Raw genomic sequence first — 24,106 nt, forward strand, 5'->3', positions numbered from 1 at the left:
GCAGGTCGCCGGTTCCGGGAACCGGATCCGGGCGGTGCGGTCGGCCACCCGCTCCTCATCGAGCGAGTCGATCATGCGCTCGGCGGCCTCCTCGAGGGGCTCGGCCTTGCGGCTGGTGATGACGACCGAGGCGCCGCGTCGGGCGAGCTCGGTGGCGATGGCCTCACCGATGCCCCGGCTGGCGCCGGTGACCAGAGCGGAACGCCCGGTCAGGTCGGACGTCTGGGGGAAGGAAGACTGGGGAAACGTTGTGGATTGCGTCACGTCCCACACCGTATCGGTCCACCGTGTCGCCGCGGGGCGACTCCACGAGGAGGTCCGCGACGGTTTCGTGGACAAACCACTGGACGCGCCCCGGTAGACTGGTCTGTCGTGATCACCGCGACCGACCTGGAGGTACGAGCGGGCGCTCGGACCCTGTTGTCGGCGCCCGGCGACGCCCTCCGTATCCAGCCCGGCGACCGGATCGGCCTCGTGGGCCGCAACGGCGCCGGAAAGACCACCACCCTGCGCATCCTGGCGGGTGAGACCGAGCCCTACGCCGGCACCGTCCGCCGTTCGGGCGAACTCGGCTACCTGCCCCAGGACCCCAAGGAGGGCGACCTCGACGTCCTCGCCAAGGATCGGGTGCTCTCCGCTCGCGGACTCGACGAGATCCTGCGCGACATGGAGAAGCAGCAGGCGCGGATGGCCGAGGCCGCCGACGACAAGCTGCGCGACAAGGCCGTCGCCCGTTACGGGCGTCTCGAAGAGCGTTTCGCCGCCCTCGGCGGTTACGTCGCCGAGTCCGAGGCCGCCCGCATCTGCAACAGCCTGGGTCTGCCGGATCGCGTCCTGAACCAGCCGCTGCGCACCCTCTCCGGTGGTCAGCGTCGCCGTATCGAGCTCGCGCGCATCCTGTTCGCCGCCTCTGACGGCTCCGGGAAGTCCGACACGACACTGCTGCTCGACGAGCCGACCAACCACCTCGACGCCGACTCCATCGCGTGGTTGCGCAGCTTCCTGATGAACCACGAGGGCGGGCTCGTCGTGATCAGCCACGACGTCGACCTGCTCGCCGACGTCGTGAACCGTGTGTGGTTCCTCGATGCGGTGCGCGGCGAGGCCGACATCTACAACATGAGCTGGAAGCGCTACCTCGACGCGCGCGCCACCGACGAGCAGCGTCGTCGCCGTGAGCGTGCCAACGCCGAGAAGAAGGCGTCCGCGCTGCGCGCCCAGGCCGCGAAACTCGGCGCCAAGGCCACCAAGGCGACGGCCGCCCAGAACATGCTCAAGCGCGCCGAGCGCATGATCGACTCGCTCGATGAGGAGCGGGTGGCCGACCGCACCGCCCGGATCCGGTTCCCGGAACCGGCGACCTGCGGCAAGACACCGCTCATGGCCTCGGGGCTGTCGAAGAGCTACGGCTCCCTGGAGATCTTCACCGGCGTCGACCTCGCCATCGACAAGGGCAGCCGCGTCGTCGTCCTCGGACTCAACGGTGCCGGCAAGACCACCCTTCTGAAAATGCTTGCAGGCGTGGAGAAGCCGGACACGGGACAGCTCGAGCCGGGCTACGGCCTCAAGATCGGTTACTTCGCGCAGGAGCACGACACCCTCGACGATCAGGCCTCGGTGTGGGAGAACATCCGCCACGCCGCGCCGGACGCGGGTGAACAGGACCTGCGAGGACTGTTGGGCGCCTTCATGTTCAGCGGCGCGCAACTCGACCAGCCCGCCGGCACCCTCTCCGGTGGTGAGAAGACCCGTCTCACCCTGGCCGGTCTGGTGTCGTCGGCCGCCAACGTCCTGCTCCTCGACGAGCCGACCAACAACCTCGACCCCGTGTCACGCGAACAGGTCCTCGACGCCCTGCGCAGCTACACCGGGGCCGTGGTCCTCGTGACCCACGATCCCGGCGCCGCTGCCGCACTCGACCCGCAGCGGGTGATTCTCCTGCCCGACGGCACCGAGGACCACTGGAGCGACGAGTACCAGGAGATCATCGAGCTCGCCTGACCTCCTTGGGTTTTGGTGGGGTCCAGCGTGCCGACACCTCCCGCTGCCTGAGGTGCGAGGAGCGCAAGCGACGAGCCTCGAAGGCCTGGTGAGTGAGTCGCCAACCCTTCGAGGCTCGCTGCGCTCGCACCTCAGGGATCGAGGGTGGGCTGCTGCGCTCGCACCTCAGGGGGCGAGGGCGGGCTGCTGCGCTCGCACCTCAGGGAGCGAGGGCGGGCTGCCGCGCCCGCACCTCAGGGAGCGAGATGCTAACTCGCGGGCCAGTACTTCTTGCGCAGTTCACCCTTGACCAGCTTGCCGGTGGGTGTGCGCGGTAGCTCGTCGACGAAGTCCACCGACCGCGGTGCCTTGTAGGCGGCGATGCTCTCCTTGGTGAATGCGATGAGTTCATCGGCCAGTTCGTCGGAGGGCTCACGACCGTCGGCGAGCTGGACACAGGCCTTGACGACCTCACCGAGATCCGAATCGGGAACACCGATCACGGCGACGTCGAAGACCGCCGGATGGTTGATCAGGACGTTCTCCGCCTCCTGCGGGTAGATGTTCACGCCGCCGGAGATGATCATGAAGGCCTTGCGGTCGGTGAGGTAGAGGTATCCCTCCTCGTCGACGTAGCCGACATCACCTGTCGTGGACCAGTTCTCGTGTTCCGGGTGCTGGGCCTTGCGGGTCTTCTCCGGATCGTTGTGGTACTGGAAGGCAACGTCCTCGCGCTCGAAGAAGACCTGACCGACCTCGCCCACCGGGAGTTCCTTGCCGTCCTCGTCGCAGATGTGGACGACTCCGAGCAGCGGCCTGCCGACCGACCCGGGGTGGTCGAGCGCCTCCTGCGGACCGATGAACGTCGCACCCGCCGCCTCGGTGGACGCGTAGTACTCGTGGATGACCGGTCCCCACCACTCGATCATCGCCCGCTTCACCTCGACCGGGCACGGTGCCGCGGCGTGGATGGCGATCTTCAGACTGCTGACGTCGTAGGAGTTGCGAACCTCCTCGGGCAGTTTGAGCATCCGGATGAACATGGTGGGCACCCACTGGCTGTGCGTCACCTTGTGGTTCTGGATCGCTGCCAGGGCGGCCTCGGGCTCGAACCGGTCGAGCATGATCACGGTGCCGCCGACCGAATTGGTCACGCCGCAGTAGCGCAGCGGCGCAGCGTGATACAGCGGCGCGGGGGAGAGGTAGACGGCGTTCTCGTCGAAGCCGTACATGGGTGCGAAGATCGCGGTGTAGGCGTCGGGGATCTGGTCGACCTGGCCGTCGGGCATGGGGGTCTTGATGCCCTTCGGACGGCCGGTGGTGCCCGACGAGTAGAGCATGTCGGTACCGCGCGGCTGGTCGGTGCGTGGTTCGGCCGAGGCGTTGGCGAGCACCTTGTCGTAGCTGTCGAAGCCCTCGAGGTCCCCGCCCCACACCACCCGGCGGCCGGTGCCGGTGAGGGCCTCGATCTCGCCGGACCGCGACACGGCGTCGGCGACCGACGCGCCGGCGAACAGCACCCGGGCGTTGCAGTCGGTGAGGATGTAGTTGGTCTCGGCCGCCGTCAGGTGGTGATTGACCGCGGTCACGTACAGTCCGCTGCGCAGTGCCGCCCAGTACACCTCGAAGACGTGGAGATCGTTGGCGGACACCACCGCGATGCTGTCTCCGCGCTTCAGGCCCAGCGACTCCAGATAGTTGGCGAGCCGGGTCGAGTTCTCGTCGAGCTGACGGTAGGTCAACTGCTCGCCGGTGGCGGCACGGATGACGGCGGGCTTGTCCGGAGTGGACTTGGCGAAGACTCCAGGGAACAAGGGTGCTCTCCTCTGACGAAGGGGGACGTTCACCCGGAACGTCCGTTATCTAACGATCGTTCGGGGTGTCGTGTGTCACAGTACCCTAGCCTCCGCGGCCGACCTCACCGCCTGCTGTCAGGACGGCCCACAAAACACCACCGGCGAGCCGCCGAACGACCGTTCGGACGACTCGCCGGGTGTGGTCGAGCGGTGGTGCTGGTGGTCAGTCCCGGGCCCGCACCGATTCCTCGACGAGGTCGAGGACCGCGTGCAGATCGTCGGTGGGCTGGCCCGACGCCAACCGGGTGATCAGGCCGTCGAGAACGAGGTCGAGGTACTTCACCAGGACCTCGGTGGGGACGTCGTCACGGAGCCGGCCGGCCTGGCGGCCGCGTTCGAGACGGCGGAGAGTGGCTTGTTCGAGCTCGGCCGAGCGGGCCATCCACTCCGCACGAAAGCTGCTGTCGGTCCGTAGCTTTCGTGCGATCTCGAGCCGGGTGCCGAGCCAGTCGAAGTCCTCCGGTCGCGTGAGCATGTCGCGCATGACCTGCACGAGGCCCTCTTCGGCGGCGACATCGGCCATGCGCTCGGCATCCTCGTGCGCGAGCGCGAGGAAGAGCGCTTCCTTGTCCCGGTAATGGTGGAAGATCGCGCCCCGGGACAGGCCCGTGGACTCCTCGATCCTCTTGACGGTCGCACCGTCGTATCCGTACTCCGCGAAGCAATGCCGCGCGCCGTCGAGAATCTCCCGACGACGCGCGGCAAGGCGGTCATCACTGACCTTGGGCACGTCGCGTGCTCCTTGTCAGCCGTTGATCATGTTCCGCAGCACGTACTGCAGGATGCCTCCGTTGCGGTAGTAATCGGCTTCGCCGGGGGTGTCGATGCGAACCTTGGCATCGAACTCCACCTTCGAGCCGTCCTCCTTGGTGGCGGTGACGTGCACGGTCTTCGGGGTCTTGCCCTCGTTGAGCTCCTCGATACCGGAGATGTCGAAGGTCTCCGTGCCGTCGAGGCCCAGCGACTTGTGCGACTCACCCTCGGGGAACTGCAGCGGGATGACGCCCATGCCGATCAGGTTCGAGCGGTGGATGCGTTCGAAGCTCTCGGTGATGACTGCCTTGACACCCAGCAGGCTGGTGCCCTTGGCCGCCCAGTCACGCGACGAACCGGTGCCGTACTCCTTGCCGCCGAGGACGACGAGCGGGATGTTCTGCTCGGCGTAGTTCTGCGCGGCGTCGTAGATGAACGACTGCGGCGCACCTTCCTGGGTGAAGTCGCGCGTGTAACCACCGGTGACACCGTCGAGCAGCTGGTTCTGCAGGCGGATGTTGCCGAAGGTCGAGCGGATCATCACCTCGTGGTTGCCACGGCGGGCGCCCAGCGAGTTGTAGTCCTTGCGGGCCACACCGTTGGCGTCGAGGTACTGCGCGGCGGGGGTGCCGGGCTTGATCGTCGACGCGGGGGAGATGTGGTCGGTGGTCACCGAGTCGCCGAGCTTCGCGAGGACGCGGGCGCCCTTGATGTCGGAGACGGGTGCCGGCTCGAGCTGCATGCCCTCGAAGTACGGAGGCTTCCGCACGTAGGTGGACTTCTCGTCCCACTCGAAGGTCTTGCCCGACGGGGTGGGCAGGTTCTGCCAACGCTCGTCGCCCTTGAAGACATCGGCGTAGTCGGCGGCGTACTGCTCCGGGGAGATCGACGAGGCGATGGTCGCCTCGATCTCCTCGTTGGTCGGCCAGATGTCCTTGAGGAAGACGTCGTTTCCGTCGGTGTCCTTGCCCAGCGGGTCGGACTCGAAGTCGAAGTCCATGGTGCCGGCGAGGGCGTAGGCGATGACCAGCGGCGGCGAGGCCAGGTAGTTCATCTTCACGTCGGGGTTGATACGACCCTCGAAGTTACGGTTGCCCGAGAGCACCGCGGTGGCGGTCAGATCGTTGTCGTTGATCGCCTTCGAGATCTCCTCGGGCAGCGGGCCCGAGTTGCCGATGCAGGTGGTGCAGCCGTAACCGACGAGGTAGAAGCCGAGCTTCTCCAGGTAGGGCCACAGGCCGGCCTTCTCGTAGTAGCCGGTGACGACCTGCGAACCGGGAGCCATCGAGGTCTTGACCCACGGCTTGGAGGTCAGGCCCTTCTCGACCGCCTTCTTGGCGAGCAGCGCTGCGCCGAGCATGACCGACGGGTTGGAGGTGTTGGTGCAGCTGGTGATCGACGCGATGGTCACGATGCCGTGGTCGAGGATCATCGAGCCGCGCTCCTCGGAGTCCACGCGCACCGGGTTGGTCGGGCGGCCCTCGGCGCCGTTGGCGGCCGAGTGCAGGGGCTCCGCGTCATCGTCGGCGAAGGTCAGCGTGGCCGGGTCGGAAGCCGGGAAGGTCTCCTCGACGGCCTCGTCGAGCTTGGTGTGAGCCGGGCTGTTGCCGTTCTCGACGTAGTTGTGGATGTCCTTGCGGAACGCATTTTTGGCGTCCCACAGCTCGATGCGGTCCTGCGGACGCTTCGGGCCGGCGATCGACGGGACGACGTCGGCGAGATCGAGCTCGAGGTACTCCGAGTACACGGCCTCCTCGGCGTCCTTCTCCAGCCACATGCCCTGTTCCTTGGCGTAGGCCTCGACGAGGGCGAGCGTCTCTTCGCTGCGACCGGTGAGCCGCAGGTACTTCACGGTCTCCTCGTCGATGGGGAACATCGCACAGGTCGAACCGAACTCGGGGCTCATGTTGCCGATGGTGGCGCGGTTGGCCAGCGGCACCTCGGCGACGCCGTTGCCGTAGAACTCGACGAACTTGCCGACCACGCCGTGCTTGCGCAGCATCTCGGTGATGGTGAGCACGACGTCGGTGGCGGTCACGCCCGGCTTGGTGGAACCGGTCAGCTTGAAGCCGACGACGCGGGGGATGAGCATCGAGACCGGCTGGCCGAGCATCGCGGCCTCGGCCTCGATACCGCCGACGCCCCAGCCCAGGACGCCGAGGCCGTTCTCCATCGTGGTGTGCGAGTCGGTGCCGATGCAGGTGTCGGGGTAGGCGACGCCGTCACGGACCATGACCGAACGCGCGAGGTGCTCGATGTTGACCTGGTGGACGATGCCGGTGCCCGGCGGGACGACGCGGAAGTCGTCGAAGGCGCCTTGGCCCCAGCGGAGGAACTTGTAGCGCTCTTCGTTGCGCTGGTACTCGATCTCGACGTTGCGCTCGAAGGCCTGGGCGTTGCCGAAGGCCTCGATGATGACGGAGTGGTCGATGACCATCTCGGCGGGGGCGAGGGGGTTGACCTTGTCCGGGTCGCCGCCGAGTTCCTTGACGGCGTCACGCATGGTGGTGAGGTCGACGATGCACGGCACACCGGTGAAGTCCTGCATGATCACGCGGGCCGGGGTGAACTGGATCTCGATGCTCGGCTCGGCACTCGGGTCCCAGTTGGCCAGGGCCTCGATGTGCTCCTTCGTGATGTTCGCGCCGTCCTCGGTGCGGAGGAGGTTCTCGGTCAGCACCTTGAGGGCGTAGGGGAGCTTCTCGGCGCCCTTGACGGCGTTCAGGCGGTAGATCTCGTAGCTGTTGTCGCCGACGTCCAGCGTGCCGCGGGCGCCGAAGGAATTGATACTCACGTCTAAATCCACTCTCCTCGTTTACCGACGGGCTGCGTCGGCGATGCTCGATGAAATTCTGAAACCCGGCGGGGCTGCACCGGTGCCATCGGATGTCCGCGAGACAACCCGCGACAACATCGTCCAGTCTAACAGTACGAGCGTACTGTTACCAAGCGGGGTATCGGCGACACGCCGCCGACGACTCACGCCGTGGGCGAATACCCGGACGAGTCCATTGTGTCGTACCGTGCAGGTCGAAGTCCGGCGAGCGTCACCTTTGCTCGTCGCGGGGTTGTACCGACAGACAGGGGTGAGGACAGATGGGTCCCGAGCCGACGATGCTGATGCTGGCCGCGCCGGAGGAGAACACCGAACTCACCGGGCTCGTCGGCGTCGACATGGCCGAACTGTCGCGCGACATCGCCGACGACGGGGTCGCCGGCGCCAGCCCCGAACAGGTCCCGGCGATGCTCGAGGTCATCGAGTACGCCAAGAGCAAAGGCCAGGACTTCAGCTTCGTGGTCGTCGACCAGGTGCAGCCGCGGTTCAGCCTCTACCGGGACATCGCCAACCAGCTGCAGGAGCAGGTCGGCGGCACCGTGATCGTCCTCGGTCCCAACTCGGTGGGCAGTTCCTCCCCGGAGTTCAGCCGGGTCATCCAGGAGCAGGCGACACAGAACCTGACCCTCACCGACCCGCCCGGCGCGGCCCGGCAGATGGTCGACTCGATGACGGATTCGCACATCGACTGGACCGTGGTCGGTCTGCTCCTCATCCTCGTCGTCGTCCTCGGTGCGGTCGGCGCGCGATTCCGCACCCGGCGGGCGCGTGCGAAGGCGGCGAACGGTCCGCTGGGCCCCGTGGCCCCAGTCGGGGCAGATGCTGCGTCGTCCGATGATGTGGACACCCCTCGCGACGGGACCCGGGCCGAGTCGTCGGCCTCTTCCTGACCCCACACCACGTCTCTCGCCGGCGTTCCTGACGACCGTTTCCCGCGGTCCGGTGGCGCCGGCGTCGTCGTGCGCGCGCCCGATCCGGTTCGTGTACCGGTTTGTTGCGAATTCGAGACCTGAGCCACGGTGGTGAACTATCTGCAGTTCACAGCATTTTCCCAGGTAATCACGCCTTTGTAATTCACAACTTTCGGTTTTCTCGTGTGGTTGATGTGACGTACGGTTCTGATGTCGCATGTGTGACTTGTGTTCCCTGCAGGGGCGGATGCGACGAATGTGCAGTGTGTGGTCGGGGCGGCCCACAGTGGCCGTTCGATCGAGATCCGGGGATCGGACAGGTCCCCGGAAGGAACCGCGAGGAGTTCAGGTGAGGCGAGTTAGAACAGGTGCGTCCTGGCCGGCGCGCGTCACGGCGGCCATGGCCGCCGTTCTCATCTGTGCGGTCGGCGCCGGTCATGCCGTCGCGACCCCGAAGAAGGCGCCCGAGTCGCCGGTGACCGGACTGATCAACGAGATCGCCTCGGTGAACCAGGACATCGCCGACCTCGACGAGGCCCTCGCGGTCCGGCAGGAGAACGTCAACCGCGCGATCGTCGACTTCCAGAACTCGCTCGCCCAGCGGCGTCTGGCGACCGTCGCCGCCCGCGGCGCGCGCACCGAACTCGACCGCGCCGGTCAGGCCGTCACCGAGGCGCAGAAGACGTTCGACAACTTCGTGCGACTCGCGTACCAGCAGGGCGCCGAACAGGGTTCGATGTCGAACTATGTCGCGTCCCCGGACCCCCAGGCGGTCCTCGACCGGATGAAGCTGCTCGACCAGGTCGGCAAGAAGCAGCAGGAGACCATCCGACGTCTCCAGGTCGCCCGTAACCAGAAGGCCAACCGTCTGGCCGCCGTCGAGGCGACCCGCCGGCAGGCGGCGTTCGCCGCGAAGAGCGCCGACCAGCGCAAGCGGGACGCCCTGGCCGCGGTGTCCGAGGCCAAGACCGCCATCGCCGAACAGTCGGAGCGCAAGGCCTCGCTGGTCGCCAAGCGTGACCGCGTGCAGAAGAAGATCGACTCGATCCGCGGATATGTGCCCAAGAAGCAGGCCGCCGGACCGTCGACCCGCGACCTGCTCAAGAACATCTTCCCGGCGGCCCCGACCCTCCCGGACCTGCCGACGACCAACGTCTCCGACAACGAACTGCTCTCGATCGCCGCGCGTGCCGCTGCCCAGATCGCCGTCGACGTGGGTTCCGCGGCCCTCGGCATGGGCCTCGACGTCGGTTCGCAGATGCTCAAGGGCATCATCGGCGAGCAGCGACTGCCGCAGTCCGAACTCCTCAACGAGCTCGGTCTCGGCGGCATGGACCTCACCGGCAGCAGTGGCAACGACAGCCTGAGCTCCCGCCTCGGATCGGGAAGCCTCGGTTCCCTGTTCGGCGGCTCCGGCGGCGGCGGCGGATCGGGTGGCATCATGCGGCCGGGTCTGCGCGGCCCGCAGGCGGTCGAGATCGTCGTCAACCGGGCACTGTCGCAGCTGGGTGTCACCTACGCATGGGGCGGCGGCGACGTCAACGGTCCGACGCAGGGCATCCGCGACGGCGGCGTCGCCGACAGCTACGGCGACTACCGCAAGGTCGGCTTCGACTGCTCCGGTCTGATGATCTACGCCTTCGCCGGTGTCGGCATCGAACTGCCGCACTACACGGGCTACCAGTACACGTCGGGTCCGCACTTCCCGCTGTCGCAGATGCGTCGCGGCGACATGATCTTCTACGGCCCGAACGCGAGCCAGCACGTCGCGCTGTACCTGGGCGACAACAAGATGGTCGAGGCCCCGCAGTCCGGCTCCGTCGTCAAGGTGTCGCCGCTGCGCACCAGCGGTGCGATGCCCAACGTGGTCCGCCTCCTCTGAGAACGTCCGAACGACGGGCCGCACATCTTCTTGGCGCCTTTTCAGTTCGCACGGCTAGGCTGGCACAAACACGCGGGGGTGTCTTCGGCCCCGACGTGGCCACACCAGTGAGCAGCAGAGTTCAGACGAACAGGAGCACGGGTTGACCGAATCGCACTCCCTCGACAAGGCGGCCACGGGGGACCCGGCCGCGGCAGGCGCCGACTCGTCGGTGCTGAGCGACGCCGACGTCGCCCTGCTCGAGCGGGCCATCTACGAGGTCAAGCGCGTCATCGTCGGTCAGGACCAGCTCGTCGAACGGATTCTCGTAGGTCTGCTCGCCCGCGGCCACATCCTCCTCGAAGGTGTGCCGGGCGTCGCCAAGACGCTCGCGGTGGAGACCTTCGCCAAGGTCGTCGGCGGATCCTTCTCCCGCGTGCAGTTCACCCCCGACCTGGTGCCCACCGACCTCATCGGTACGCGTATCTACCGCCAGGGCCGCGAGGAATTCGACACCGAGCTCGGCCCGGTCGTCGCGAACTTCCTGCTCGCCGACGAGATCAACCGTGCGCCGGCCAAGGTGCAGTCCGCGCTCCTCGAGGTCATGGCCGAACGGCATGTGTCGATCGGCGGCAAGACCTACCCGATGCCCGACCCGTTCCTCGTGATGGCGACCCAGAACCCCATCGAGAACGAGGGTGTCTACCCGCTGCCGGAGGCCCAGCGAGACCGCTTCCTGTTCAAGGTTCTCGTCGACTACCCGTCGGTGGAGGAGGAGCGCGAGATCGTCTACCGGATGGGCAACGTCCCGCCGACGGCCTCGCAGGTCCTCGACCCCGCGGCGATGCTGCGTCTGCAGAAGACCGCCGCGAACGTCTTCGTCCACCACGCGCTCGTCGACTACGTCGTCCGTGTCATCAACGCGACGCGTCGTCCGGCCGAGCTCGGTCTCAACGACGTCGCGTCGTGGCTGTCCTACGGCGCCTCGCCGCGAGCGACGCTCGGCATCGTGGCCGCGGCCCGAGCCCTCGCACTGGTCCGGGGACGCGACTACGTCATCCCGCAGGACATCGTCGAGATCATGCCCGACGTCCTCCGGCACCGCCTGGTGCTGTCCTACGACGCGCTGGCCGACGAGATCGACGCCGATCAGGTCATCACCCGGGTGCTGCAGACCGTGGGACTCCCGCAGGTCGGTGCGCAGCCGGTGCAGTCGCCGTCGTACCCGGCGGCACCCCAGGGACAGGGCCAGGCCGGCGCGCCCCAGCCTCAGCAGGGCGCCAACGGCTATGCCGGACAGCAGGTTCCGCAGGGCTCCGGTCCGGTGAACCCGAATGCGCGGTATGGCGGCTAATCGCGACCTACCCAGCCTCGGTGCCGGGCTGCTCGAGGAGCCCCAGCTGACGGCGGCTCTGAAGATGTTGGAGCTCACCGTCCGTCGCAAGCTCGACGGCGTGTTGCAGGGCGAGCATCTCGGACTCATCCCCGGCCCGGGTTCGGAACCGGGGGAGGCACGTGCCTACCAGCCCGGTGACGACGTCCGTCGGATGGAGTGGTCGGTCACCGCCCGCACCACCCAGCCGCATGTGCGCCAGATGATCGCCGACCGCGAGCTCGAGACCTGGCTCGTCGTCGATGCGTCGGCGAGCCTCGACTTCGGCACGGTCGGGTGCACCAAGCGCGACCTGGCGGTGGCCGCGGCCGCCGCGATCGTGCATCTCACCACCGGTGGCGGCAACCGGCACGGCGCCCTCGTGGTGACCGGCGACGACGTCGTACGGGTGCCCGCGCGAGCCGGCCGCGCCCATGCCCAGAACCTCCTCAAGGCCATCGCGACGACCCGGCGCAGCGCCCCCGGTGTCCGCGGCGACCTCAAGGCCGGTATCGAGGCACTGCGCCGGCCGCAGCGCCGCCGCGGGCTCGCTGTCGTCATCAGCGACTTCCTCGGACCGATCGACTGGGAGCGCTCGTTGCGTGCCATCGGCGCCCATCACGAACTGCTCGCGGTCGAGGTCCTCGACCCTCGCGACCTGGAACTGCCCGCGATCGGCGAGGTCACCCTGGCCGACGCCGAGTCGGGGGAGATCCACGACGTCACCGTCACCGAGGAGCTGCAGCGCGACTTCGCCGCCGCCGCCCGCGCCCATCAGCAGCGCGTGCACCGGACGCTGCGCAGCTGCGGGGGAGCCACCCTCTCCCTCCGCACCGACCGCGAGTGGATCACCGACACCGTCAAGTTCATCGCCCAGCGACGACGCGGCCTGGCCGCCGGGGTGGGGTAGCCGATGCTGTCCAGTCCCTTCTGGTTGTTGCTGCTGCTCGTCGTGGCCCTGCTCGGTGCCGCGTACGTGTACATGCTGCGTCGCCGCAAGCAACGGGCGCTGACGTTCGCGAACCTCGATCTCCTGAAGTCCGTCGCACCCGCCGACCGCAACCGGCTGCGCCACGTGCCGATCGCGTTGCTGATCATCTCGCTGATCCTGCTGACGGTCGCCTTGTCCGGCCCGCAGGCCGACCGCAAGGTCCCCCGCAACAAGGCGACGGTGATCCTCGTGATGGACGTTTCGCGGTCGATGAACGCGACCGACGTCTCGCCGTCGCGCATCAAGGCCGCACAGGAGGCTGCGAAGAAGTTCGCCGACGAGCTGACCGAGGGCATCAACCTCGGCCTGATCTCCTTCGCCGGCACCGCGGCGAGCCTGGTCTCGCCGACCCCGGACCACAACGCGACCAAGGTTGCCGTGGACAAACTGAGGCTCGACGACAAGACGGCGACCGGCGAGGGCATCTTCGCGGCGTTGCAGCAGATCAGCACACTCAACGCCGTTCTCGGCGGGGGCGAGGCGGCCCCGCCGGCGCGGATCGTGCTGCTGTCGGACGGCAAGGAGACCGTGCCCGACGACCCCGACGACCCGCGCGGTGCCTTCACCGCGGCCCGGAAGGCCAAGGAGGAGAAGATCCCGGTCTCGACGATCTCTTTCGGCACCCGGACGGGCACCGTCGAACTCGAGGGTGATCGCGTCCCGGTCCCCGTCGACGACGATTCGCTGCGCAAGATCGCGAACCTCTCCGGCGGCGACTTCTTCACCGCCGCGAGCCTCGACGAGCTCAACAAGGTCTACGAGAAACTGCAGAACGAGATCGGTTACGAGACACGACGCGGGGACAACTCGAAGCCGTGGCTGATCGCGGGTACGTTGTTCGCGCTGGTCTCGGCGTTCGCAGCGCTCGCGATCAATCGCAGGCTGCCCTGACCCGACCCCGGGCCCGGCCGGCCGGCTAGCCACGTCCGACGACCACCGCGACGCCGACCCAAACAGAACGGATAGGTTAGACACCCATGACGGCATCCAGCAACGAAGCGCAGAACCCCTCCCGTTCGGTCCTGGTGACCGGCGGCAACCGCGGGATCGGCCTTGCCGTGGCCCAGCGCCTCGCGGCCGACGGCCACAAGGTCGCGGTCACTCACCGCGGCTCCGGTGCCCCCGAGGGTCTGTTCGGCGTGAAGTGCGACGTCACCGACTCCGAGTCGGTCGACGCGGCCTTCGCCGAGGTCGAGGCCCACCAGGGTCCGGTGGAGATCCTTGTGGCCAACGCGGGCATCACCGACAACATGCTGCTCATGCGTCTGTCCGAGGAGTCCTTCGAAAAGGTCCTCGACGCCAACCTCACCGGCGCCTTCCGCTGCGCGAAGCGGGCCACCAAGGGAATGCAGCGCGCCAAGTGGGGCCGCATGATCTTCCTCGGCTCGGTCGTCGCGATGTCGGGTATCCCCGGCCAGGTCAACTACGCGGCGTCCAAGGCCGGCCTCATCGGCATGTCGCGTTCCATCGCCCGTGAGATCGGATCGCGCAACATCACCTCGAACGTCGTCGCGCCCGGCTTCATCGAGACCGACATGACCGCGGCCATGGAGGATCGCTACATCGAGATGGCCAAGCAGGCCATCCCGCTGGGTCGTACCGGCAAGCCGGAGGACGTCGCCGCCGCGATCAGCTTCCTCGCCTCCGACGAGGGCGGTTACATCTCCGGCGCGGTCATCCCGGTCGACGGCGGCATGGGCATGGGTCACTGACCCTGCGGGTCACCACCGGCCGACGGCCACACCACATCTCAATCAACGTCGATATCAGGAGCACACTTTCGTGAGCGGAATCCTGGACGGGAAGACCGTCCTCATCACGGGCATCATCACCGATGCGTCGATTGCCTTCCACGCGGCCGCCATGGCGCAGGAGCAGGGCGCGACGGTGATCATCACCGGCATCCCGGAGCGGCTGCGGCTGATCGACCGGATCGCCAAGCGTCTGCCGAAGGAGGTGCCGCCGGCCATCGGTCTCGACGTCACCAACGAGGAGGACCTCGAGTCGCTCGCCGGCAAGATCCGTGAGATCGCCCCGCAGGGCATCGACGGTGTCATGCATTCGATCGCGTTCGCACCGCGCACCCTGATGGGCCCGGAGGCCAAGCCGTTCCTCGAGGGCCCCGGCCCCGACGCCGCCAAGGCGTTCGAGATCTCGGCCTGGAGCTACGCGTCGCTGGCCCGCGCCGTACTGCCCGTCATGAACGAGGGCGGGTCCATCGTGGGTATGGACTTCGACCCCCGCACCGCCATGCCGTACTACAACTGGATGGGCGTCGCCAAGGCGGCGCTCGAGTCGGTGAACCGCTACGTGGCGCGAGAAGTGGGCAACGCCAAGAAGATCCGCTCCAACCTGGTCGCCGCCGGTCCCATCAAGACGCTCGCGGCCAAGGCCATCGCCGGCACCGCAACCGACGACGCCAAGCAGCTGAACATGCTCAACGAGTACTGGGACGGCGCGTCGCCCATCGGCTGGGACGTCGACGACCCGACCGTGGTCGCCAAGTCGGTCTGTGCGCTGCTGAGCGACTGGCTGCCCGGCACCACCGGCTCGATCGTCTACGTCGACGGCGGCGCCAGCCACAACACCTGGTTCCCGGAGGGCATGACCTCCGGGTCGTGAGCCCGGGAAGAGACGCCGTGGAGACCGCCTTCGATTCCGTCCTGTTCCTGTCCTTCGGTGGTCCCGAGGGCCCCGACGAGGTCATGCCGTTCCTGGAGAACGTGACCCGGGGCCGTGGTATCCCGCGGGAACGCCTGGAATCGGTGGCGGAGCACTATCTGCACTTCGGTGGGGTGTCGCCGATCAACAGGCTGAACCTTGACATGATCGACGGCCTCCGCGCAGACCTGGCACGGCGGGGCGTCGACATTCCGGTGTACTTCGGCAACCGCAACTGGCACCCGATGGCCGAGGACACCCTGGCCGAGATGTACCGGGCCGGGCATCGCCGCATTCTGGTCTTCCCGACCTCCGCCTGGGGTGGGTATTCGGGGTGCCGTCAGTACCACGAGGACATCGACCGGTCGTTGAAGGCGCTGGCCGAGCGTGAACCCGCGTCCACGACACCAGAGGGTGCCGTGGTGCTCCGCAAACTACCGCAGTACTGGTCGCATCCGGCATTCACCGCGGCCGGCGCAGACGCCGTCCGTCGCGGGATCGAGAAGCTCGGTGAGTCCGAGGACCCGGTCCGCCTGGTGTTCACCGCACATTCCGTGCCGAGCTCGGCCGATGCCGCGTCCGGACCGGCCGCCGAGGGCGGGGGTCTCTACTCGCGCCAGGTGATGGCCGCGTCGCAGGCCGTTGCCGACGCCCTCGGCGTCGACGACTTCGACCAGGTCTGGCAGTCGAGGTCGGGACCCCCGCAGATCCCGTGGCTCGAACCGGACATCTGTGATCATCTCGAAGGTCTTGCGGCGCAAGGTGTTCGCCGGGTAGTGGTCTATCCCGTCGGTTTCATCTCCGATCACCTCGAGGTGATCTGGGACCTCGACAACGAAGCGGCCGAGACGGCGCAGCGACTCGGGATGGATTACGTTCGGGCCGACACCGTCGGCACCGATCCTCGATTTGTCGAAATGATCGGGGAGTACGTGGAGACCTACGCCGGTGGCCTCGGAGATCTCACCGCGATGGGTTGCGGGGACAACGGTCGCGTGTGCCGGGACCGGTGCTGCGTGCCCGCCGCACGGCCATCGCGGCCATCGGCCCCCGCGGCCGATGCCACCTAGCGGCGGTCGATCGCACGCCCATTGTTAACGATCGTTTCTGCGCGGGCGCCCTGATCGTTTGCGTAGATAACAATCGAATAACAGGAGAGGGCACGTGTGGCCTTGTTCTTTGTCAGGTGACATTCTGTGGATACGCTACCTCCCCCCGGGTGGCGATCTCAGAGAGGAATCTGTAATGGCAGATAAGCTTATCGATCTGGACGACTCGGTTCTCGGGTCGATCATGGACACCATTCTCACCGGATCGCTGGACGAAGACACGCCGCCTGCGTGAGAAGTCTTTACAGGTGGGCCGCGTCGACGACGCGGCCCACCTGTCTTTTTTGGGGTCTGTTTTCATGTCTGCACCGAAATGTGAACTGCGATGACTGTTGAACAGTACGAATCGATCGAAACGGTCACCCTCGGCGGTGCCGACCTCGATCTGGCCATCGAATTGCTCGCAGACCGCTTGGACGAGATACCGCTGTACTCCTGGTTGCTCGGCGAACACATCGCTGATCGCTCGCTGCGAAAATGGTTGGCGGAAATCCTCGTACGACCATTGTTGAACGCGGGATACGTCATCGGCGCCCGACGGGGCGATCGTCTCGTCGGTTTGCTGGTCTTCCAGCCGCACGACGCCGATCTCTCGGTCGGTGGCAAGCCACCGCTGGCCCCGGCCGACTTCGCCGCGGTCGCGACCGTACCCGGAATGCGGGAACGCGTCGCAGATCTGCTGACGGGTTCGAAGCTGCCACCTCCGGCGGACGACGCGATCAACCTCCGGATCGGAGTCGTGGCGCACACCGAACGCGGCGGCCTGGCAACGGTTGCCATGATGCGCGAGCTGGAGCGGTTCTGTGCGGCCGCAGCTCGCCCGTTCTATGCGTGGACAGGTTCGGAGACCCTGCGTCGCTACTACACAGAGGTCTGGGGTGCCACCGAGTTCTCGAGCGAGAACTGGAACGGCATCACGATGTACGGACTCGTTTCCGACGGGGCGCCGCGATCCCGGCGTGCGCTTTAGGGGAACGCTGCGCTGCTGAAAGGGCGACCTGGACGCTTGACCATTCTGCGGTTGGCGCAATGGGTCGGATGACCAATTCAACCTATCGCCTGTAGTTTATTTTCTTCCGTGAATTTCTGGTCGTTTGTCCATATCAGCGATCCGTTTATTTGATATAACAAATGAGTAACGAAGAATTCGAATCTGAGTGGGATTGCCGAATTGTGGTGTGATTCTGTCCATTGCGCGGCCCGACCGGGCAGCGAATGTTCAGAGAGGATTTTCCAATGGCTGAAGGACCCATCCGGCTCGAGATCGACGTGCTCGGCCCTCTCCTCGAAGCGATCTTCACCGGTTCCACCAGCGGTAGCGACGACGCAGGGTCGTCTTCGTAGGCAGTCATTCCGGGTGGGCCGCGTCGTGATGACGCGGCCCACCCGCGGTTTATGGAAAAGGTGAAGTATTTTCGCTGCTGAGGACGGGTGTGAGATGGAAACGCGACCACGACAATTCGGGGAAGTGGAGACGTCGACGCTCACCTACGATGATCTCGGGTGCGCGATCGAATTGTTGACCCGTCACGTCGACGAGATTCCCCTGTACCGGTGGCTGCTCGGCGAGCATATTTCCGATATCGACCTACGGAAATGGTTGGCCGAGATTCTCGTCCGGCCGCTACTGAAAGCGGGATGTGTCCTCGGTTCGCGGCGAGACGGTCGTCTGGTCGGTGTCCTGATCTTTCAGCCACACGATGCCGACCTGTCGCACGACGGTGAACCGCCGCTGGTGCCGGTCGACGTGACGCGTGTGGCGTCGATACCGGGCCTGCGTGAGCGGTTCGCCGAACTCCTGACCAGTTCGCAGCTCGAGCCGCCCGTTGACGACGCGGTGAGTCTCCGGCTCGCGTTGGTCTCGCCCGAAGAGCGCGGCGGTCGAGCGCTCATCGGCATGATGTGCGAGATCGAACAGTTCTGCACGGCAGCATCGCGTCCGTACTACGCATGGACGGGTTCGGAGACTCTGCGTCGCTACTACGCGGAGGTCTGGGGCGCCAGCGAGTTCGCAGTCGAGTGCTGGAACGGCATCACGATGTACGGCCTCGTCTCCGACCGGCCGCCACGACGCCGAACGGAGTCCGGTCCGGCCTGACGCGTTCCCGAGTCGCACCTGAATCAGCGGCGGAGCAGCTCACCGATCGTGGCGTTGACCGCGGCCGCGCGTGCGGTCCGGGTGAGCGTCTGCAGCCCGCGTAGGGCGGAGTCCCCCGAATCCCATTGCCCCGCGGTGTCGCCGATCTCGACCCGACGGGCCCCGGCCAGATCGACGATGGCCTCCACCTGGGCGGCGGTGTCGATGAGCCGCGTGGAGCGGGCGTCGAGCGCATGCGGGGGCAGTGCAACGCGATGCCGGGCGGTGAGGCCCGCGAGCTCCTTGCGCAGATCGCCCGCGTCGACCGACCGGCGTCCGCCGAGACCGCCGATGATCGCCGCCGCATCGCGGACCGCCTGGCGCAGGTCGTATTCCAGGTCACCCGCGGACGGGCCGGACGACACCAGATGGTCGAGGTCGAGCCGGTCCGCATACCGGAAGGTGGTCCACCGGCAGGTCACGTACGGGGGATCGACACCGAGAGTGGAGAACTCGGGGACGAGTGCAAGGGTGCCCGCCGTGTCCGAATCGTCGACCAGGAGAACCTCGCCGGCGGTGAGGGCCCTCGACGTCGCGGGGTTCGGCGGCAGACCCTGCGGGTCGCCGGTGGACGGCAGGCGCACCGCCAGGCGACGCGCCGGTTTCAGCAAACCCAGCAGGTCCAGTACGCCGTTCCCGGATCCCGTTGGGGTCGTGGGCTGTTCGGTCGACACCTCATGCCGGTCGGCGGATTCGGCGAGCGCCTCGATCACGTCGTCGGGGGAGCAGCGCCCGGTGAGCCACGCGGCCGACCACGCGCCCAGGGCGCAGGTCGGCCACGCGACGATGGAGGGGAGGATGTCGCTGCGATTCATCAAGGAACAAGGATACCGCCGGCCCCGGAACGGTCGCCGGGCGTGGCAACCCGCCGCCGGGGGCACGGGCGCTTACGGTGTTGGGCGCAGATGTCCAGGGACGAAGAGGTGGAACGCGATGGATGACCGGTACGGGCGCGATGTGCTGTCTCAGCCACGCCGGGCCAAGCCGCGTCCGGTGGAGGTCGCGGCCGAACGTGACCTGGTCGTGGAGGACGCCGCCACCGGTTTCTGCGGTGCCGTCGTCGGGCTCGAGAAGAGCTACGCCGGTGACCTGGTCCGACTCGAGGACCGGCACGGCCAGACCCGCGTCTTCCTGATGAACCCCGGCGCCTTCCTGATCGACGGTCGCACCGTGACCCTCGTCAGGCCGCGCACGCGCGGACCCCAGAAACCGGCGACGACGGCATCGGGTTCGCGGGCCGCGCCGCGCACCCGCGCGCGCACCGCACGGGCCAGCCGGATCTTCGTCGAGGGCGTGCACGATGCGACATTGCTCGAACGGGTGTGGGGTGACGACCTACGGGCCGAGGGGGTTGTCGTGGTCAGTCTCGACGGTCTCGACAACCTCGATGCGGCGCTCGCCGAGTTCCAGCCCGCGCCGCATCGGCGTGCGGGTGTTCTCGTCGACCATCTCGTGGCCGGTTCGAAGGAGGCCCACCTCACCGCCGAGGTCGGAGAGCACGTGCTGGTGTGCGGCCACCCCTACATCGACGTCTGGGAGGCGGTGAAGCCCGCCTCGGTCAAGATCTCGGCCTGGCCGAGGATTCCACGCGGCACCGACTGGAAGACCGGGGTGTGCGCCCAGCTGGGATGGGGTGACCCGCGGGACGGCTGGCGCCGGGTGCTGAGCGGGGTCAGCAGCTTCCGCGATCTCGAGGTGCCCCTCCTCCGGTCGGTGGAGGAACTCATCGACTTCGTCACCGCTGCCGAAGAGGCCGGATAGCGACGGCCCGCTCGCCCGCGCCGTCGACGAACCGCGGGTGCTCGGACATCTCTGGCAGACTGGACACATGAGCGCCCTGCTGTGGTTGGCGGCCGCGATCGTCTTGGCGGTCGCGGAGATGTTCGGTGGCGAATTGGTGCTGCTCATGCTGGCCGGTGGTGCCTTCGCCGCGGCCGGTGTGGATTTCGTGTGGGAGCCGCCCCTCTGGGTGGATGGCCTGGTGTTCGCGGCGGTGTCGGTTCTGCTGCTCGTCGCCGTTCGTCCGGTTGCCAAGCGCCACATGCTCAATCGCCCCGCCGTGCTCATGAACACCGAGGCCCTGGAGGGGCAGCCGGCGGTCGTCACCGAGACGGTCGACGGAGACGACGGTCGCGTGAAGATCGGCGGCGACATCTGGTCGGCGCGGTCGGTCGACCCCGCAGTGGTGCTCGAACCCGGAACCCATGTGACCGTCGTCGAGATCGACGGTGCGACCGCAGTGGTGTGGCGCGCCTGATCGCTCGACCCGACCTGCTCGACATTCCGCGAGAAAGGTGAATTGTGGACGACTTACAGATCTTCGGCTTGGTGGTGGTGGTACTGCTGGTCGTGTTCGTGGCGGTGGTGCTGGCCAAATCGGTGGCGCTCATCCCGCAGGCGGAGGCCGCGGTCATCGAACGTCTCGGCCGCTACACCCGCACCGTGTCCGGCCAGCTGACGCTGCTGCTGCCGTTCATCGACCGGATCCGTGCGCGGGTCGACATCCGCGAGCGGGTTGTGTCCTTCCCGCCGCAGCCGGTGATCACCGAGGACAACCTCACGCTGTCCATCGACACCGTCGTCTACTTCCAGGTGACGAATCCGCGTTCGGCCGTCTACGAGATCGACAACTACATCGCCGGCGTCGAGCAACTCACCATCACCACGCTGCGCAACGTGGTCGGCGGTATGACCCTTGAAGAAACGCTGACCTCCCGTGACTCCATCAACGGGCAGCTGCGCGGCGTGCTCGACGAGGCGACCGGCCGCTGGGGCCTGCGCGTCGCCCGCGTCGAACTCAAGTCGATCATGCCGCCGCCGTCGATCCAGGAGTCGATGGAGAAGCAGATGAAGGCCGATCGTGAGAAGCGCGCGACGATTCTCACCGCAGAGGGTCAGCGCGAGTCCGCGATCAAGACCGCCGAGGGCAACAAGCAGTCGCAGATCCTCGCGGCCGAGGGTGCCAAGCAGGCCGCGATTCTGGCCGCCGAGGCGGAGCGGCAGTCTCGCATCCTGCGTGCCCAGGGTGATCGCGCGGCGGCCTACCTGAACGCACAGGGCGAGGCGAAGGCCATCGAGAAGACGTTCGCGGCGATCAAGGCGGCCAAGCCGACTCCGGAACTGCTTGCCTACCAATACCTCCAGCAGTTGCCGGAGATGGCGAAGGGCGAGGGCAGCAAGGTCTGGGTGGTGCCGTCCGACTTCGGTTCGGCGCTCCAGGGTTTCGCGAAGTCCTTCGGCATCCAGGGCGACGACGGCGTGTTCCGGTACGAGCCGACCGACTCGCCGCCCTCGCAGATCGACGAGTCGGAGACCGAGGACTGGTTCTCGCTGGCGTCCGATCCGAAGGTGGCGCAGGCCGTCGCCGAGGCCGAGGCGGTGGCCCGCAAGCCCGTCGCCCCCGAGATCGGCACCGGCGTGGGCCGGTCGTCACGTCCCGCGTCGCTTGACGCCGCGGTCGAGGAGACCGGCACCACGCCCGGTTAGGCCGACCTCAGGTGGTGATGAGGTGTTCGATGCCGGCGAGGCCGATCGCCCACAGCACCGAGGCGAAGGTGCCCATGATGAACTGCTCGGACGCCTGCGGCGCACGTAGTTCGGGATAACGCGCGAGGCTCTTCACCGCCAGGATGATCGCGAGGCCTTCCGGCCACCCGGCCATCAGCGCCGTGACGACGGCCAGGCGCTCGAGATAACCGATGACGCGACCGCCGCGGAGCGGCCCGACCTCGTTCGGGTCGGACGGTGCGGTGTCCGCGTCGTCGGGGGTCTCGGTGTCGTCGGGGGTTTCGGTGTCAGAGGGGTTCTCCGGGGCGGGCGTCGGCGACGGTTCCCTTCGGACGCCGCCCAGTTTCAGTACTGCGCGCACCACCGGGCCGCCACCGGTGACTGCCGCGACCGCTGCGATCACGGTCGCCGACGCGGCGGGGAACCCGGTTGCGGGTCCGGCGGTGGCGGCGACGATCGCGGTAGCAGTGGCGAGTCCGAGCAGGACCGTCAGGCCGATCGCGTGCACGATGGTCGCCGACCGCGGCACGGTCGGGTCGTCGACTGTGCGGTCAGGTAGGAGCTGCTCCACCCCCAGCCACAGCACGGGTGCGACGGCGGTCAGCACGAGGAGGGCGAGCGCGATCCCGGTCATCGCACCACCGTCGCATCCGGGGCCTGCTCGCCGACATGCCGGCGGTTGGCCTCGGCGAGTGCATCGGCGAGCAGCTCCAGGGAATCGGGTTCCAGGTCCCAGCCGGCGGCGCGGAGTCGTTGGCTCATCGCCTGGGGTGTGATGTCGAGGACGCCCGCCGCGTCCGCCTGGGTGAGTCCGCGTCGCATGAGGGCCACCGCCTCGATCCCGGCCGCACTTCGGGTGGCGACGATGTCGCTGATCAGGCGGCCGGCGGTTTGAGCGTGGCGGCACCATCGGGCATCGGGACCGCGTACGCACAGCGGTATGCGCTGGCGCTTGGCCGCCTCCACCGCGTCCCGGGCGTGGACGAAGGCGGCTCCACGGCCTGCGCGGGTGGACGAGGGGAGAGGCTGCTCGACATCGCCGGTGCCGATGCCGACGCTCCAGTGTCCGTCGGCGGTCAGTTCGACGGCGAGGCGTGCCAGGGTATGCGGATCATCGAGGACGCCTTGGATCTCGTCGCCTGCGGTGCGCTCGAAGGGTCGGACCGTGTCGATGTCGCGGAGTCGCTCCAGGACTGCTTCGACGCGGTCGACGTCGGTGCGGCTGCCGCGTTGGTCGACGGTCATGACGAACATCACACAAGCCTACGGGCTTGATCGACCTCGATCAAGTCTTGTGGCTGGATTGATCAACCTTCTGAACTTGATTCGCCGTGATCAAGTCCGGAGGTTTGAGGGCTTTCGGTGGTCACCGGCAACCGGGCGTCGAGGATCAACCCGGCGATCCCGACCGCGAAGAGTGCTCCGCTGACCAGTAGCTGGGCGGGGTTGGCGCCGCCGGTCAGCGAATCGCCGAGCATCACCACGGCCGCGGTTCCGGGAGCCATGCCGATGATGCTCGCGACCGTGAACGGCAACGGCCGTACCGAGGACAAGGCCGAGCAGTAGTTCGCGACCGAGAACGGGCAGGCCGCGATCAGGCGGAGCGAGCCGACGGCCAGCCAGCCGCGCCGTTCCAGGCGGTACTCGACGGCCTTGACGACCGGCTTCTTGAGGAATGGTCGCACCCGATCGCGGCCGAGGACCCGCACGAGTCCGAAGGCGGCGACCGCGGCGATCGACGAGGCGACCATCGCGCCGACGAACCCGACGAGGGGGCCGAAGAAGATCCCGGACATCACCGTGAAGGTCGAGCGGGGGATCGGTGCGATCGTGACGACGGCATACGCCGCGAAGAACAGCCACGGGAAGGCCGGGCCGAGGTCGTCGCCCCATGCTCGAACGCTGCCGATCGAGGGGAGCGGGATGAAATAGGAACCGAGCAGGACCACTGCCACGACCGCGGCGGCGATGAGCGCGCGGCGGACGACCCGGCGATCGAAGGTGACCCGGCGTCGACTGCCCGTCACGGCTGGTGTCACCTCGGTGACGGGGGCTGGCTCGGGCACCCGGACACTCTACTCTGGAGTTCACCGGACCCCTCCACGTCGCGACCAGCACGCACCCCGTCGGGT

The 24,106-nt window shown here is 67.5% G+C and carries 22 protein-coding genes; 14 read left to right on the forward strand and 8 right to left on the reverse strand.

Features of this window, described 5'->3' with window-relative positions; all coding sequences use genetic code 11:
- On the reverse strand, positions 1–273 hold a 273-nt coding region (locus LQD00_RS00140), incomplete at its 3' end, for an SDR family NAD(P)-dependent oxidoreductase (RefSeq protein ID WP_232715102.1).
- Positions 274–372: 99 nt separating this feature from the next.
- On the opposite strand from LQD00_RS00140, the gene LQD00_RS00145 reads away from it, so the two are divergent.
- Positions 373–2,001: an ABC-F family ATP-binding cassette domain-containing protein gene (locus tag LQD00_RS00145; protein ID WP_232715104.1), complete on the forward strand. Its 1,629-nt coding sequence runs from the start codon at positions 373–375 to the stop codon at positions 1,999–2,001.
- A 248-nt stretch (positions 2,002–2,249) separates the two neighbouring features.
- Here the strand turns inward: LQD00_RS00145 and LQD00_RS00150 are convergent, their stop codons facing one another.
- The 3 genes from LQD00_RS00150 to LQD00_RS00160 all read right to left on the reverse strand — a co-directional run bounded on the left by LQD00_RS00150 (position 2,250) and on the right by LQD00_RS00160 (position 7,383).
- Positions 2,250–3,794, reverse strand: coding sequence for an AMP-binding protein (locus LQD00_RS00150; protein WP_232715105.1), 1,545 nt, complete (start codon positions 3,792–3,794; stop codon positions 2,250–2,252).
- 205 nt (positions 3,795–3,999) lie between these two features.
- Positions 4,000–4,566 (reverse strand): TetR/AcrR family transcriptional regulator, encoded by a 567-nt coding sequence (locus LQD00_RS00155; RefSeq protein ID WP_232715107.1) that lies wholly within the window; start codon positions 4,564–4,566, stop codon positions 4,000–4,002.
- A gap of 15 nt (positions 4,567–4,581) precedes the next feature.
- Positions 4,582–7,383: an aconitate hydratase gene (locus tag LQD00_RS00160; RefSeq protein ID WP_232715109.1), complete on the reverse strand. Its 2,802-nt coding sequence runs from the start codon at positions 7,381–7,383 to the stop codon at positions 4,582–4,584.
- 302 nt (positions 7,384–7,685) lie between these two features.
- Between LQD00_RS00160 and LQD00_RS00165 the strand changes: the two genes are divergently transcribed.
- From LQD00_RS00165 to LQD00_RS00210, 10 genes are all read left to right on the forward strand, one after another.
- A complete protein-coding gene (locus tag LQD00_RS00165; RefSeq protein ID WP_232715111.1) occupies positions 7,686–8,315 on the forward strand; it encodes an Rv1476 family membrane protein in 630 nt (209 codons plus the stop codon).
- Between the two features lie 370 nt (positions 8,316–8,685).
- Entirely contained in the window at positions 8,686–10,218 is a 1,533-nt protein-coding gene (locus tag LQD00_RS00170; RefSeq protein WP_040536897.1) for an NlpC/P60 family protein, read from the forward strand.
- A gap of 142 nt (positions 10,219–10,360) precedes the next feature.
- A complete protein-coding gene (locus tag LQD00_RS00175; protein WP_232715113.1) occupies positions 10,361–11,551 on the forward strand; it encodes an AAA family ATPase in 1,191 nt (396 codons plus the stop codon).
- Positions 11,541–12,479 (forward strand): DUF58 domain-containing protein, encoded by a 939-nt coding sequence (locus tag LQD00_RS00180; protein WP_154883834.1) that lies wholly within the window; start codon positions 11,541–11,543, stop codon positions 12,477–12,479. The genes LQD00_RS00175 and LQD00_RS00180 overlap by 11 nt, the downstream gene beginning before the upstream one ends.
- A 3-nt stretch (positions 12,480–12,482) precedes the next feature.
- On the forward strand, positions 12,483–13,451 hold the full coding sequence (locus LQD00_RS00185) for a VWA domain-containing protein (protein WP_006868235.1): 969 nt from the start codon (positions 12,483–12,485) through the stop codon (positions 13,449–13,451).
- Positions 13,452–13,537: 86 nt separating this feature from the next.
- The gene (gene fabG1 / locus LQD00_RS00190; RefSeq protein ID WP_232715115.1) at positions 13,538–14,272 is read left to right on the forward strand and encodes a 3-oxoacyl-ACP reductase FabG1; all 735 of its coding nucleotides are present in this window, start codon (positions 13,538–13,540) and stop codon (positions 14,270–14,272) included.
- Between the two features lie 70 nt (positions 14,273–14,342).
- Complete coding sequence (gene inhA / locus LQD00_RS00195; RefSeq protein ID WP_232715117.1) at positions 14,343–15,182, forward strand: NADH-dependent enoyl-ACP reductase InhA; 840 nt, start codon at positions 14,343–14,345, stop codon at positions 15,180–15,182.
- A gap of 17 nt (positions 15,183–15,199) precedes the next feature.
- Complete coding sequence (locus tag LQD00_RS00200) at positions 15,200–16,291, forward strand: ferrochelatase (protein ID WP_232715410.1); 1,092 nt, start codon at positions 15,200–15,202, stop codon at positions 16,289–16,291.
- 364 nt (positions 16,292–16,655) lie between these two features.
- Positions 16,656–17,300 (forward strand): hypothetical protein, encoded by a 645-nt coding sequence (locus LQD00_RS00205; RefSeq protein ID WP_232715118.1) that lies wholly within the window; start codon positions 16,656–16,658, stop codon positions 17,298–17,300.
- 468 nt (positions 17,301–17,768) lie between these two features.
- A complete protein-coding gene (locus tag LQD00_RS00210) occupies positions 17,769–18,428 on the forward strand; it encodes a hypothetical protein (protein ID WP_232715119.1) in 660 nt (219 codons plus the stop codon).
- Positions 18,429–18,451: 23 nt separating this feature from the next.
- Here LQD00_RS00210 and LQD00_RS00215 read toward each other — a convergent pair whose 3' ends face one another.
- A complete protein-coding gene (locus tag LQD00_RS00215) occupies positions 18,452–19,282 on the reverse strand; it encodes a serine/threonine protein kinase (protein WP_232715411.1) in 831 nt (276 codons plus the stop codon).
- 118 nt (positions 19,283–19,400) lie between these two features.
- Here LQD00_RS00215 and LQD00_RS00220 point away from each other — a divergent pair, with 118 nt between their 5' ends.
- From LQD00_RS00220 to LQD00_RS00230, 3 genes are all read left to right on the forward strand, one after another.
- Positions 19,401–20,228 (forward strand): DUF3097 domain-containing protein, encoded by an 828-nt coding sequence (locus LQD00_RS00220; protein ID WP_232715120.1) that lies wholly within the window; start codon positions 19,401–19,403, stop codon positions 20,226–20,228.
- Between the two features lie 67 nt (positions 20,229–20,295).
- On the forward strand, positions 20,296–20,724 hold the full coding sequence (locus tag LQD00_RS00225) for an NfeD family protein (RefSeq protein WP_232715121.1): 429 nt from the start codon (positions 20,296–20,298) through the stop codon (positions 20,722–20,724).
- A gap of 44 nt (positions 20,725–20,768) precedes the next feature.
- Entirely contained in the window at positions 20,769–21,953 is a 1,185-nt protein-coding gene (locus tag LQD00_RS00230) for an SPFH domain-containing protein (protein ID WP_232715122.1), read from the forward strand.
- A gap of 7 nt (positions 21,954–21,960) precedes the next feature.
- Here the strand turns inward: LQD00_RS00230 and LQD00_RS00235 are convergent, their stop codons facing one another.
- Genes LQD00_RS00235 through LQD00_RS00245 form a run of 3 tightly spaced genes read right to left on the reverse strand, consistent with a single transcriptional unit; the run spans position 21,961 to position 24,040 of the window.
- Entirely contained in the window at positions 21,961–22,608 is a 648-nt protein-coding gene (locus LQD00_RS00235) for a hypothetical protein (protein WP_232715123.1), read from the reverse strand.
- Positions 22,605–23,228 (reverse strand): hypothetical protein, encoded by a 624-nt coding sequence (locus LQD00_RS00240; RefSeq protein WP_232715124.1) that lies wholly within the window; start codon positions 23,226–23,228, stop codon positions 22,605–22,607. The genes LQD00_RS00235 and LQD00_RS00240 overlap by 4 nt, the downstream gene beginning before the upstream one ends.
- Positions 23,229–23,281: 53 nt before the next feature.
- The gene (locus LQD00_RS00245) at positions 23,282–24,040 is read right to left on the reverse strand and encodes a TVP38/TMEM64 family protein (RefSeq protein ID WP_232715125.1); all 759 of its coding nucleotides are present in this window, start codon (positions 24,038–24,040) and stop codon (positions 23,282–23,284) included.
- Positions 24,041–24,106: the final 66 nt, after the last annotated feature.

The organism is Gordonia metallireducens (assembly GCF_021245825.1).
Taxonomy (GTDB): domain Bacteria; phylum Actinomycetota; class Actinomycetes; order Mycobacteriales; family Mycobacteriaceae; genus Gordonia; species Gordonia namibiensis.